General features: G+C 47.3%; 12 protein-coding genes. 1 reads left to right on the top strand and 11 read right to left on the bottom strand.

Annotated elements, in window-relative coordinates:
* Positions 1–77: 77 nt before the first annotated feature.
* From ACUTVW_RS19090 to ACUTVW_RS19050, 9 genes are all read right to left on the bottom strand, one after another.
* Positions 78–884: an SDR family oxidoreductase gene (locus ACUTVW_RS19090; RefSeq protein ID WP_445647228.1), complete on the bottom strand. Its 807-nt coding sequence runs from the start codon at positions 882–884 to the stop codon at positions 78–80.
* A 185-nt stretch (positions 885–1,069) separates the two neighbouring features.
* Complete coding sequence (locus tag ACUTVW_RS19085; RefSeq protein WP_445647227.1) at positions 1,070–1,912, bottom strand: protein phosphatase 2C domain-containing protein; 843 nt, start codon at positions 1,910–1,912, stop codon at positions 1,070–1,072.
* A gap of 10 nt (positions 1,913–1,922) precedes the next feature.
* The gene (locus ACUTVW_RS19080) at positions 1,923–2,675 is read right to left on the bottom strand and encodes a vWA domain-containing protein (protein WP_445647226.1); all 753 of its coding nucleotides are present in this window, start codon (positions 2,673–2,675) and stop codon (positions 1,923–1,925) included.
* Positions 2,676–2,713: 38 nt separating this feature from the next.
* Positions 2,714–4,747 carry a hypothetical protein gene (locus tag ACUTVW_RS19075; RefSeq protein WP_445647225.1) on the bottom strand — a complete coding sequence of 678 codons (2,034 nt, stop codon included), beginning with the start codon at positions 4,745–4,747 and terminating at the stop codon, positions 2,714–2,716.
* A 153-nt stretch (positions 4,748–4,900) separates the two neighbouring features.
* Positions 4,901–5,176, bottom strand: a complete 276-nt coding sequence (locus tag ACUTVW_RS19070) for a WXG100 family type VII secretion target (protein ID WP_434751598.1) — start codon at positions 5,174–5,176, stop codon at positions 4,901–4,903.
* A gap of 182 nt (positions 5,177–5,358) precedes the next feature.
* Positions 5,359–5,907, bottom strand: coding sequence for a WXG100 family type VII secretion target (locus ACUTVW_RS19065; RefSeq protein WP_434751599.1), 549 nt, complete (start codon positions 5,905–5,907; stop codon positions 5,359–5,361).
* Positions 5,908–5,913: 6 nt separating this feature from the next.
* Positions 5,914–6,744, bottom strand: coding sequence for a hypothetical protein (locus tag ACUTVW_RS19060; protein WP_445647224.1), 831 nt, complete (start codon positions 6,742–6,744; stop codon positions 5,914–5,916).
* 16 nt (positions 6,745–6,760) lie between these two features.
* On the bottom strand, positions 6,761–10,765 hold the full coding sequence (essC, locus tag ACUTVW_RS19055; RefSeq protein WP_445647223.1) for a type VII secretion protein EssC: 4,005 nt from the start codon (positions 10,763–10,765) through the stop codon (positions 6,761–6,763).
* 50 nt (positions 10,766–10,815) lie between these two features.
* Entirely contained in the window at positions 10,816–11,136 is a 321-nt protein-coding gene (locus ACUTVW_RS19050) for a hypothetical protein (RefSeq protein ID WP_445647222.1), read from the bottom strand.
* A 419-nt stretch (positions 11,137–11,555) separates the two neighbouring features.
* On the opposite strand from ACUTVW_RS19050, the gene ACUTVW_RS19045 reads away from it, so the two are divergent.
* On the top strand, positions 11,556–11,795 hold the full coding sequence (locus ACUTVW_RS19045) for a hypothetical protein (RefSeq protein ID WP_434751602.1): 240 nt from the start codon (positions 11,556–11,558) through the stop codon (positions 11,793–11,795).
* A 163-nt stretch (positions 11,796–11,958) separates the two neighbouring features.
* Here ACUTVW_RS19045 and ACUTVW_RS19040 read toward each other — a convergent pair whose 3' ends face one another.
* Both ACUTVW_RS19040 and ACUTVW_RS19035 read right to left on the bottom strand, forming a co-directional pair.
* The gene (locus ACUTVW_RS19040; protein ID WP_445647221.1) at positions 11,959–12,111 is read right to left on the bottom strand and encodes a hypothetical protein; all 153 of its coding nucleotides are present in this window, start codon (positions 12,109–12,111) and stop codon (positions 11,959–11,961) included.
* Positions 12,112–12,357: 246 nt separating this feature from the next.
* Positions 12,358–13,839, bottom strand: a complete 1,482-nt coding sequence (locus ACUTVW_RS19035) for an aldehyde dehydrogenase family protein (protein ID WP_445647220.1) — start codon at positions 13,837–13,839, stop codon at positions 12,358–12,360.
* Positions 13,840–13,961: the final 122 nt, after the last annotated feature.

Genomic DNA, 13,961 nt, shown 5'->3' with positions numbered 1-13,961 from the left:
TGTTAGCATTATAACAAAAAAAGCCGTTCCGAAGGAACGACTGTACAACATCGATGACTGTCTCATCATCTTCAAGATCAACTGAGCAGAGACTCCGCACCATCAATTACGATCTCCGCACCAGTAATATGTTTCGATGCACCGGAAGCGAGGAAACTCACCAGATCGGCAACATGCTCGGGCTGTCCTGGCCCGTCAGCAAGTGGCTGCTGTCCTTCGGGGAATTCGATCGGGATGATAATATCCTGCAAATCGTCCGCCTTGACTGTACTTTGATCAATATTCGTGGCAATCGCACCTGGACAGATCACATTTACTCTGATCTTGAACTTCGCCAGCTCCAATGCCGCCATCTTGGCAAAAGCAACCTGTCCTGCCTTTGACGTACTGTAAGCCGACATGCCAAAGCTCGAGAAACGCTGATTACCATTGATGGAACTTGTAATAATAATGCTGCCTCCACCGCGCTTTTTCATATGAGGCAATGCATACTTTACTGTAAAAAACGTTCCGTCAAGGTTCGTCGTAATAATCTGCTGCCAGTCTTGCACCTGAATCTCCTCAATTGGAGCTGACACCCCGTTAATGCCTGCATTGGCAAAAACGATATCCAGTCCACCGAACAGTTCCACCGTTTCCAGTACAGCCTTCTCAACCCGCGCCGGATCGGAAATATCCACATCAAATGCTCTGGCAGCTCCTTCATGGATCGCATTAATCTCCGCTTCCGTCTTAGAAATGCGATCATTCACCAGATCAAACAGGGCAACATGCGCCCCTTCACTCGCCAGCTTGAGTGCCGTTGCTTTACCGATTCCCGAACCTGCGCCCGTAATAATGGCCACCTTGCCCTGAAACTGTGACCTGTTGCTGTGTTGTGTCATCGCCCATTCACTCCTTCGATTTGGAAATTATGTAAGAAGATTCGATCCAACTTGAGTTCAATCATTTCTTCACAAGATTACCCAAAACGAGCAGCTTTTAAATCAACACTCGCAACTTTTTTCATTTCCCGACAGTCATGTACACCGAACTCGCTTGAGTATTGGGTCTTGTCACATAACTGCGTTTACCACTCCAATTCGATAAAAGCGGCATCATCCTCGAGTCCACCCGTGTGGGCAGCGTCCAACAACACCTGAATATGCTCGTCTGGAATATATGTACCGATAGCATCGAGATCATTCAGTCCATCCGTATAGAGCTGAAGGCGAAAGGATTCACTTCCTGAACCTTTCATTTCAAACACATGCGGGTGACCACCGACGGAACCTTCTCGTGTAGACCAGCGTTCACTCGTCTTGCAATGCTTTTGGAATGGCTCCGACTGCTCCTGACCATTACGCCAGAGCCGGATCCTGGAATCGCCTTGCCAAGCCAACCAGACTCGGCTTTTGCGTCCTCCAGACGTAAGTTCAATGCGTCCGCATACATACATGGCCTGGCTTCCCTGACTTCGCTTTTCCATCAGGACCTCCCGCAGCAAAAGCGGCGAGTTATCGAGCGGCTGCAATTGTGCCAGCTGTTCCGATGCAGACCCCGTTAGTTGTTGAAGGAACCGTTCGACTCCTTCGGCTGTCAGGGATGACGTCGTTTCCAGCCATTCCAGCAGCGCACTGCCGAGAAAACGTGCAGCAAAATCTCCCAGATAACTCATGCCGACTCCATCACACAAAACAAAATGACAGACATTGCCTTGCATGCGAATTGCAACAAAATCTTGCCCCGCGTCACCTTGATTTACGGTTTCCGCTGCACGTCCATACCCATATCTGCATTTCAGCTTGCCTTGGTAACGAGTTAACGGCTGTTCTCCGGTCTGCACGCTTACATACCGAAAATTGTCATGCCGTTGTTCGGCATGACCTCCTCGATCACTGGCAGACAATGTCGCCATACGCATCACTCGCATGATTCCCCTCCTATCTTACAGGTGTCGCAGCAGACATCTGGAATCCGATGGAAACCAGTTCTGCACAAGTACCAGGCAGCATCATAAGTGCTCCCGGCGCAAGCAAATAATCTGCCTCCACCAACATTTCGCGATAGCTTTCAGGCAGCACGGATGACATATTGCGCAATTTCTCCCCATGCTCATCCTGCAGGTTTGATTCTGGAGAAATGCCTTTCCAGCGTCTAGGCTCCGCAATAGGAGTTTCAAGCAGGTGATCACTTATAAAAATATTTTCAACCAATACGTTACCATCCGGTACGCTCATGCCCATAATGCGTTTGGCAATCGGCTCCGGGTCTTCTCCAGTCGCTACACCATCCGTCATATGACAGACGAGCGGAGCAGGACAATCCTGCATATTGGGTATCTCTGCCTGCAAAATTTTCTCTGCCTGCAAAAATGCCTTTGCCGAATCCGAGAAACGTCTCGGTGTCAGATCCGGCAACGAACCTACAGCGGCAACTTCATCAATCCCTTTAATTCCGTTCAATACATCATACACATCATCACTATAAGCCAAAATGGCAATACGGTAACGCGGCGTCAGCCGATTTCCTTTGGTGGAACGAAACACCATTTGGCGAATCGCCAAAGATAATGCATCATACACGATGTCAATTCGGCGACGATTATCCAGAACCATATTCATGGAGGCGCTGATATCAATTAAATATATAATAAGTGCAGGTGTACGCTGTGATGCTTGAATTGTGTAGTTCACTAGAGTGTGTCACCTCTATTATTCAATATAGATTTGATTTATAGGTCAGGCAGAGAATACTTGGAATTGCCTAAAAATTTGTTGATTGCACTCATCCGTGCAGCTACTTTTCCTACACCTTTGAAATACGAAGCATCCGTATTATAGAGGTTTTTGAAATCGCGGGCATATACGAGAGCATTATTTGTTTTTCTGCCTTTTTGCGCATTGTAAGCCTTGTTATAACTTGCAATCAGTGTCACGACGTTTTGAGCACGCTTTTTCTTGAGGGCTTCCTTCTGTGCCAGCTGCTGCTTGCGCTGGGCTTCGGCGGCAGCCTTCTGCTTGGCAATCCTGGCATCATTTTCTTTCTTCCAGACCAGATAAGCTTCGTACTTGGCTTGCTGTTCATATTTGGACTGCAGCGCTTTTCGCGCGGATTCCTTTTTCTGTTGCTCTTGCTTCGCCAGATAGGCCTCGTACTTAGCCTGCTTGTCATACTTAGCCTTCAAAGCTTTGCTTTCTTCCTCTTTTTTCTTCGTTTCCGCAAGCTTTTTCTTTTCCTCGGCCTCAAGCTTTGCCGCTTCCGCCGCCTTTTGCTTTTCCGCCTCTTCTTGTTTGACCTTGGCGTCTGCCGCATCCTTTATCGCTTTTGCTTCAGCCAGACGCGCAGCTTCCTGCTGTTTCACCTCAGACTGGTCTGCAAGAATTTTAACTGTAGGTACGCCCCCCGCAAGCAGAACGATAAGTACCGCCGAGGAGATCATGAATTTTCTGGATCGGTAAAAAGGAATCGGTACCGGTTCTGCGCTTTCGTTTTTCGCGTTCAATTTTGCATCCAGTTCCTTGATCGCCGCGTCCACTTCCGTCTGCATCGCACTGTTATCCGGAATGAAGTGATATAAAGAACGGTAAACTTCCAGCGCAGCGGCAGGTTTGTCTTCATCCTCCAGAGCTCTCGCTTGCAAAAACAGGCGGTTCACAACCGCTTCCTGATCCTTGGTTTGTTTTGCGCTTATTGTATTGCCTTCCACAGCATCTTGTTTCACAGCCTTTGATGCCTCATCATTCCCTTGAGCTGCAAGCTCGTCCGCTTCTGACGAAAACGCCACATCTTCTTCCGCCCCTGCCAGAGCGGCCATGTGAGCATCTGCCTGCTGAGTATTTGTAGCTGCAAGGGCAATGTACCATTCCCCAAACGTTGGACAGCTGCTCAGATCATGACTTTCCCACGCCCGAATAAACAGATCCGATAATTTGGAACCCCAGCGTTTCTCAAGGGAACTGCGCATCGTAAAATAACGCTCACTTGAGGTTTGCATCTCATGTTGGTCGAAATAGCTCTCTCCCCAGGCTTTTTCTACAATGACGGGGTCAGACCAGCACAACATTTCTGCGATAATAACAGCACCGGCAAAGCGATCTGCATAAGAACTCCACAGACCACTATGCACCGTTCGATGGGCTGCGTATCCAGGCGAACCTGCGAGCAGTGCATCCGGACGATCCATCTTGGAGCTATACATCTGCTCCACATCCACAAGTTCAACCGCAGAAGTCAATGCTGAGTTCTGCACTTCGGAAAAAAACGGAATCATTACATTGGGTGCGGACATATCACAATGTGCGAGTCCGCGTTGCTCCATTGCAGAACCTGTACCTGCAAGTGCTCTCGCAAGCTTCAGGCTTTCCTCCGCCGTCAGTTGCTTTTGATCACTGATCACATCGAACCAGGTCAGACCCTGCACCCATGGCATCAGTACCGCATACAACAGATCAGGATGTTCTCCAATAAGCGCTCCGTTTCTTTCCGGAGTGAGCACTTCACGCTTGCATACCTGCAGGCCTGGCAGTTCACTATATGGCTCCATATGCTCGGACTGATAGACCATCGCCGGGATACGAAATTTTGGAAAAAATACTTTTAGTGCTTTTGCCCCATGAATGGAGCCACGGCGGGGAATTAATTGATAGACAATTCCTTGCCTTCCGGCTTGGGCATAAGCAAGACCCGGCGCAGCCGGATGCTGACCTATTGTATAGACAATATCATTAATTACCACTTCATCCCCGGGATTCGGTTGAAAAGACATGCTCATCCCTCTCATTCTTTATGTCATAGTTGCGGCAAAAACCGGGTGTTAATCCACCCGGTTTTTGCCGTAATTGTGTAATCTTCAGCTTCTTGCCCGCATACATTCAGGGCGATTTCAAACGCCGCATCGTCCTGACCTATGTAAAGCAGATTAACGAGATTGGTCTGCTGTACGGAATTTGTTCGCGATTGCTGAAAGTTCTACGCTAATGCTGTTCAATGTTTGAACAAAAGATTGCATTTGTTTACTTGCTTCCTGGAACTCCTGGAAGAAACGTTGCTTTGTCATACCTTCCCATTGTCCTTCCATGCTTGTGATGGATTGAGTCAATGAAGATACGATCTGCTGGCTTTGCTCTCCACTTTGTTTAAATTGGTTGGAAACCTGATCCAGTTGTTCTGGGGTAACTAAAATACGTCCTGCCATTGTTAAATTCCTCCTTGATGTGTGCAATTATTTTGTTTGTTCAAATTGTACTATACAAGGATCACTCGGACAAAAGCCGAAGGACCTAATCCTATTTACCCCATTTTTAGCCTGTGAAACTTCAACTAACAGACTATTTACAATTTATTTTATGTTCAGTTGCACTACCTCTGTCGGGCAATCTATGAAACTACAGGTTCAGTTCCTCTTCTCTCTCGAAAAGAAGGGTCTCTGAATCTCCAAGCAACAGGCTCAGGCTGCATAGCCTGAACAAGTGTAGCTGGAGAACCATCAGGTGGAGCACTGTCCTGTATCCGATAGACAGCCGCCATAGCGGAGAGAGGGTCGGATACAACAGCTAAATCAGCAGCGTGAGCAGGCAGGATCTCCCCGCTTTGGCTGTTCTGTAGAACATTCAGCATATTGACGGCATTACCATAGGCCACATTGACATGACTCAACACGGAACGATATTCCATGTCTGCTTGTTGGAATAACACTGCCTTGCGTCCAAGCTGTACACTTAAGTCCATCAAACGACGAAGGGCTTCCTCACCCAGTCGTTTGCTGCGATTCCATTCGCTCATCACCGCTGCACGGGATTCAATATCCCAATCCAGCGAATGTATCGCTTGATCCAACACTGTCATTTTTTGCTGTATTTGCTCCGCTGCATACTGAATCTGCCTGCTCAGTGCCCGAAGCACATCCGGTTCCACACGAATGCGCATTTACCATCACCTTTCCTCTTCCCCTGCAGGCTGTTTGAGCCAGTCCAGCAGCATTTCGTGAAACTGTTCTTTTGTTGTCAGCGCTGCAACAAGCCAGTCATCTGAAGCCTTTGTACTCATTCGGAATAACCAGTTGGAGGCTGCACTGGCGGTAAATGCCGCCGATTGTGACTGCCAGCTCTCCTGCCCCCATACAAGTAATCTGAGCTCACCATCAGATTGCTTGCCAACCAGACAACGTGCTAATGCTAAAGAACCTTCCGGATCATTTGTCTCCTGTGACAGTTCTTCAGCCACGGTCTGTACTTCACAGCCTTTCAATCCATTCATGACATCATAAAACTTCTTCTTGGAACACATCAATGCCGGTTTCTCCACTGGAGAATGACCGCTCCACTTCATGCGTTCAATCAGGACATCAATAGCTTCACGGACATTCCCCAGATCACTGAGACGGAACGAATCAGGTACATCCATAGCGCGGGCTACTTCAACGACCCGTTCATCCGTGCAGTGTATATAACTTTCATACGACTTGCCGCTTATCGTATAGCGGAGCCAGCATGCTCTGTCGGACAATCCGGCAATGGCTACTCTGGAAAAAACGGTTGGTGTCATGATCAGCTCATCGGTATCTTGATCCTGAATCAAGTAACCTTTGTCCAGCAAGGAGGTTTTGACACGCTCCCATTCCATGGCGATATCTTCTGCCATATAACCGCGGAACGGATCTTCCACGCCGAGCAGTCGATCTGAACCGAGGATGCCAGCAAGGAAAAATAGTTCCTTAATCTGCAGCGTGACTACCTTTTGCTTAGAATCACGAACCGTCAACATTATGAGCCACCTCCCCTCAAACTACAACATGCCATCGGTCACGAATTTCTGTAATCCAATTATTCATATTCCAGCCGTTATCGCACGGAACTGCACCTTTAACCCTGGAATATTTGCGTTTTATATAATAACCTTGACCCGGTGGCAGTACCTTAAGCCCACCTGTGGTCCCTCCGGATTCCGAATAAGGTATACGGAAGAACGAGAGATCATTAGGGTCTAAAGTCCCTAAGAGCAATCCGCTTTGAGACGCTTTTACATCACTTACCCAATCGGAACCAAACGTTGGGAAGTCTGCCGGAACTCCGGAGAGTATAACATGAATCCCCCGATCCCTACCTTGACGAACAACAACTCCGAGCTGATCTTTTACATTAAAATCAGTGAGCTGTTTGGATAAGGTGTCCGCATCATCTATAACAAGCACGATTTCCGGCCCACCCTTAATCTCACCGCGTTTTAGAACTTCATCGTACAACTCCTGAATGACGGGCGCAAGCTGTTCTTCCCTCGATACATGTCCGCGGACATGGGGCAAACCGCTGATTTCTCCCAAACCACCTGAGCCATATCTCATATCTACCGTGTATATTTGCACATCCTCAGGTGAAGCATGATAGGCCAGTGACAACATCCAGGTTTGCAAGAAAGTTGTCTTACCGCCCTCCATTGGACTTGTCACCATAAAGTGTGGCCCTTCACGCAAATGAAGTTCAAACGGCTCCAAATCATCCGTAAGCAGCCCTACAGGTACATTCACCGTTGAAGTCTCCCATACTTTACCAAAGGAACCTGTACGAACAAGCAGGTCTTTAAGCATGATTTCTTCCGGCAGCGGTGCTATTTGCGGTGCCTCTTCCCCTGTCCACCCTTGACGAATTGCAGCAATTGTCCGCCGCAATGCGGATGAGCGTTCACCCTCATCCGCTCCGGAAGAAGGCAGCGCGGCCTGGAACATCAGCGGAGGGACTTGCCCCTTCACAAGACCTCTTCCTGGTGGCAGCTGGCTAGGAGCCTTGGAAGGACGTCCCACAGCATAATAGTAATCACTCGGATCAGACAGCTCAAATGAAACAGCGTTCTGAATATTACTTCTGAATTTCTCAAAGATATCCGTGACCCGATTCGCGGTCAGCACAAAGGTAATACCTAAACTTCCACCTTCTCGCAGGATGGTCTCCAGCGATTCATTTTCATCTGGATAAGCATTGCGGAAGGACATATACCCATCAATAACCACCACGATCTGTGGCACCGCTGCATGAGCGGTCCGGCGATAAGCCGAGATCGTTTTTACCCCGGCTTCCGAGATCATATCTTTGCGCTGCGCCGATATTTTCAGAATATAACGGAACAACCGCTTGATTCGATCTTCCTCCTCAGCCATCATCACTCCGCCGATCTGCGGCAGCCCCGCAAAATCTTTCATCATACGGCCCATGTCAATAATATATCCGTTCCATGGCTCTGTGCGCTCTGTACAGGCAAGAGACATTAATAACGTCTGAACAAAGGTCGTTTTGCCAAGACCAGGCATGCCGTACACGACAAGATGTCCTTGATCTACAGGCAGTGCCAGGGGCAGCTGACGCTGATTCGGCAGATCGTCCAGCATACCTACCAACGGTTTTAGACCATTAGCGCCACCATCAAGCAGAGGTTCCCTGTTTTCCTTTTCCTGCCATTCATGAAGACTATCCAGTTCCAGTGTCTCTGGCAACGGAGGCAGCCAAGGTCCAGGCAAACGTTCTATTCCTGCATCTTTAGCTGCTTTTGCAACATAATCAATAAACACTTGCAGCTGCTTCGGTACATCCTCTCCCTTCAGAACAGCTCTTCGCTCTCCCGTCAGCAGAGGCTCGCGTTTACCATTCAGGCGCACTTCCATTACAGGCAGAACCGTTGTTGAATCCTCCTGCTGGTTATAAGGTGCACCACTCCAGGCAAATTGCATTTCTTCAAAAACTTCGTCACTGCCGACCTGAAAATAACCTCGACCCGGCTTGGTGATCCAGGCAGCATTCGGAATTTTAATCATATCTCTGCTGTCTCCCTCACTCTGTACACGAAGGCAGATGCGGAAACGGGAGTTACTCCATATTTTATCATCGACGACGCCCGCAGGCTTTTGTGTTGCCAGAATAAGGTGAACGCCTAGCGTCCGGCCGATCGCCGCGATGCTGATCAACTCATCCATAAATTCCGGTTGATCGCGTTTCAGTTGAGCGAACTCATCAATGATAATAACGAGATGTGGCAGTGGTTGTTCATGTCTGGAACGCAAAATTTTATAATACTCATCAATATGCTGCAGGTTGCCTGCATCATTTAGAATTTTCTGTCTTCTGACCAGTTCTGCTCGAAGCGAAACATTAGCCCGCTCAATCAAATTGCCATCCAGATTCGTAATGGTACCTACGACATGCGGCAGATCAACAAAGGTATTGGACATGCCCCCGCCCTTGTAATCGATTAGCATGAAAGCCAGATCATGCGGATGGAACTCGGCAGCCAGTGAAGCAACGATAGATTGGATAACCTCACTTTTACCCGAACCGGTTGTACCCGCAATCAGACCATGCGGCCCATGCCCTTGCCGTTCGATTTTGTCGTGCAAATTAATGGAGATTTTTTTACCTCCAGCTCTTACCCCCATGGGTACAGGCAGTGTATCCGGATATCTGGTTTGTCCCCAGCGAGATACCACGTCCAGATCCTCTACATGTGAAGTGCTGAGCATATCAAATAACGGGAGCACTTGCGGAATCTCTGAAGCGGAGGAACGTTTCAGGCGAATCGGTGACATATAACGGGATAGAGCTTCTGCCGTCTCCTTGGAGATCACATCCGGTTTATACGTTTGTGAGATGACATCCGCATCTTCCGTCTTTTTAATGTAGACTCCTTTGTCTTTGGACGCCTCCATAATTAATTGACAATGCATGGGCAGTGACTGCTTACGGTTCGCCAGTACAATGGTGCATACATCAATCTCTTGCGCAGCCTCCAGAAGCAAAGGAAGTAAAGGTTCTTCTTCAATTAGCTGAGTCTCTGAAAGAATAACAACATAACAAGGCGTTTGCACCGCTTTTTTGTAGCGCTCTTCCTTATTATTACGACGGCGGTTCAACACGGAAAACAAGCTGTCCGCCAATTGATGCGCACTGCTGTGCCTGTCGGCCATATAACGCTGTCCCTGATCCTCATCCCAGATGTGGGGCAACCAGCGGAGCCATTCCCACTCCTTGGTGTCCTTTTCTTCATAAAATGCAGCAAGCTTCAGTTCATCCGGTGAGTGCCTTACCGTGAGTTGCGAGACGATAACCCGTAGCGAAGCCATCACTTCTTCCCGTTCGCCTACAAGTCCCATTACCTTGGATTCAAATAGAGGCAGGGTTATCGTAGCATCGGGTACCGTCTGAAATTCAGCAGCAAGTGCATGAGCAGCCTCAATCAATTCATCCTTCTCGTAGCCATCAATGCGTGGAACCTGGAGTTTGATACGAAACGGAATTTCCCCTGTCCCGACACGCACCTGTAGAAAATCTTCATCTTCCGGAGAACGCTCCCAGAGAGAGCTATGCCGGTTCTTTACAACCTGCAGGCATACAGACGGATCACCATGAATCTCATGCAGGCTTTTCACCTGCTCAGCCTGTGCTGCCTTCAACTCTTCACGATGTTTCTCCAGCTGTGCGAGATACATCGCTTTGCGTTCCTCGATCTTTTTGCGATACGATTTCTTATTGCTTAGATATACAAAGAACGGGATGGTATACGATGTAAGCATCATCATAACCGTCATCATCTGGAACATCATATAATTGCTGTTATTCATTTTGCCAGTCATATTGATGTATACGTAGAAACCGATGCTGACCATCGTCATCATCACGGGAACAACGATTGAAATCATGGAAAACGTAGGTTTGTTCGGTTCTGCAGGCGGCCTGAGGATTTCGAGGCTTTCTTCCTTCAAAACCGGTGTCATTCTCGGAGAACGCTGGTATAACACATTCACGAAGAAAAGACCTCCTTTTAGTTATTCAATTAATGATACGCTTTATAACCTTATTCGTTGCTCTCCTGCTGAAATAACGAGCGTCTTCCGTAGATCGGCGCCTCTTCAGAAGTCGTTGAAAATGCACGTTGTACGCGCACACAGCTTCCCTGGCGAAGCCCTGTCTCCATCAACTGCTGAGCGTTATGAGGAGTAAACCACAGCCCCTCCGGAAATTTAGCCTCCAATATATACTGAATGCCATCTCCAGGTGCTTGTCCGAATATTCGTACACCGAGTAATGTCTTTAGATGTTCAATGGTGCATTCATCCGGAACCTCAATGTCGAACCATTCGTCTTCCTCCCTGCCGGAATACACGGTTAGAATCATGTGAATCCCTCCCAAGGTCTCATATGTAAATTGTCCTAATGTCAGATTAAATCAAAAAAATGCGAGTGAAACGGTATTCCATCCTATTTTCTTATATAAAACCCTTGTTTGCAACGCATTCGCTGTAATTTTGTTACATATGACCCACGTATACATTAAAATATCGTCCGATAGACTCAGAACTTTCGTGTCATAATTCAATTTAAAATTTGCCACGATGCGAAAATTTCATTTTATTTCCCATTTAATAGAAAAATACAACAGATCATTCGGGACTTTTATTCCTTCGTCCACAATTGAATTGTGAACACTTTTCAAACTTTATCCACCTTTATGTTTTCATAAGCTGATTTTAAGGTAATTTTAAGCATTGGTATTTAATATTACCTGTATGAAATAACTCCGTGAGGTGATTTCAAGTGAGAACTCTAATAACTTTTCAAGACAAATCAATTCCTGTATATTTCAATCAAGAAAACAAACAACCTGTGCAAAAAACATTAAGATTGCTTAGCAGTGCCCTTGAGCATAAAATCAGTAACGGTAAACGCGCTTTGCAAAAATGTCTGCGCTCTTTGATTAGTATTGAAATTGTTGGCGGCGAAGCTATTCTTCACAGCCGCAGTGAAAATGACTCTCTTGCTCTATCCTTATATTGAAGAAGAGCCCATTTTCCAGCGTTTATACGTTACCGTGAAAAAGGAAGCTTCCCTCCAGGGACAAGCTTCCTTTTTCACGTTCTTTTACGCCGAGTTATCACAAGAGGTGAACTGCCGTTGCCATAGCTCCCCTAATGTGACTACTTGCTTCACGTTTTTTGCATTACTGTAACTTCTCCAACACATAGGACGCTTCATGCTCTTCCGCAATCTCGGCTTTCCGAATACGAATGACAAACAATCTAACCAGATTGGCACGTGTATGTTCTTCCTGACAGGTATTTAATTTCCTCAAAATAAAGCGGTCAATGGACATGAGTTCCAAGCCCCTTTGCCAAGATATTTACGGAGAATTTCGTTCCGTGTATCCATAAATAACCAGAACAAGACGTGCCTAAACCATTTTTTCATTCAATTGTAAGCCGTATTTTCATCTGTTGTAAAATGATGCAAAAGCCCGTCCCCACAGCGTTGAGACGAGCTCCATGCACCTCCTGTCGCTTCATTCCGAACCGACTCGGATCAGCAACGGACTGCATCTCTCCATTCATGCATATTCGACTTATTTCACGCCCGGATATTCCCGAAATTGATGCTGTAAACTAATCCAGCGTGTACGTGTAAACTTATCTATCGCCCAATCTCCGCCAAAACGACCGAGGCCAGACGATTTCTCTCCACCAAACATGACATGAGCCTCATCATTCACTGATTGATCGTTCACATGTACCATACCGGACTCGATCTGCTGTGCCACCTGATATCCCCGCTCCAGATTGCCCGTAAATACAGAACCGCTTAGACCATAAGGAGTATCATTAGCCAGCCTGATAGCCTGCTGCTCATCTTTAGCTTTCATGATGATGGCTACCGGGCCAAACAGTTCCTGCTGTACAATCGGTTGTTCCGGCTTCACGTCTGCAAGCACCGTGGGCATGAGCACATTCTCCTGGTGAGTACCACCTAACATTAAGTGTGCACCTTCGTCCGTAGCTTGTTTGACTAATTCGAGCAGCCGTTCCACTTCTTTTTTGCGGATTAGCGGCCCGACCAGTGTTTTCTCGTCAGACGGATCACCCGCTTGTATGCTTTTCGTTTTGTTCACAAACGACTCAACAAATTGATCGTAGATATTTTCATGCACAATAATACGGTTCAGCGCCATACAGATCTGACCCTGATGCAGGAACTTGCCGAATACCGCAGCCTGTTCCGCATGCTCCATATCCGCATCTTCCAAGACGATCATCGCATTGTTGCCACCAAGCTCCAGTGCGGTTTCCTTAAGGTGCTCGCCAGCAAGTTTGCCTATGCCTTTACCCACTTCCGTAGAACCTGTAAACGAGATCACTTTAGGGACTGGATGTTTTACAAAATAATCCCCAATTTCGCTGCCACTTCCGGCGACAACATTTAATACACCCTCAGGCAGGCCCGCTTGTTCAAACAGATCCGCAATCAGCCATCCTGCTGTTATCGGGGTATCTGATGCCGGTTTGATAACTACACCGTTGCCGAGTGCAATCGCGGGTGCAACTGAACGAAGACATAGATGCAGAGGGAAATTCCATGGCCCAATGACACCGATAACGCCTTTAGGCTCACGGATTACCCGATTTTCTTTGCCCGGCGTGTTGGACGGAAGCAGTTCCCCTTTCATTCGAAAAGGAAACGAAGCCGACTCGTCCACAATACGTTTCGCTGCAGCAAATTCCGCCTCTGCTTTGATTCGTGTGCTGCCTGATTCCGTAATGAGAAGCTGGATAATCTCTTCTTTTCGTCCATCCATCAGGGACGCCATTTTACGGAGTACCCCTTCCTTAACGGAAGGCAGCGTTGCTTGCCATTCCACTGCACTCTTTTGAGCGGACACATAAGCCTGATCGATATCATCTTGACTGGAAGAACGCCAGGTAGCGATCACCTCACCCGAATACGGGTTGATATTCTCCAGCATTTTATCCCCTGAGCCTTCCACCCATTTACCAGTAATATATTGTTTAGTCCACGTCGCGGTTGCATGTTGGTTCTCTGCTAAAGTCATTACGTACGCCTCCGATCTTAAGATTAGAATGTACATATATAAAGAATGTCTCATTCATTAACCTAGTTCGAAGTTAGACAAACGGTTAGCGCAACCTCAATGCGGTTCAGACTTGGACAATA

The sequence above is a fragment of the Paenibacillus sp. TSA_86.1 genome (assembly GCF_052691815.1).
The sequence above is the reverse complement of the archived record's forward strand: the minus strand, read 5'-3'. Positions and strand labels throughout refer to the sequence as shown.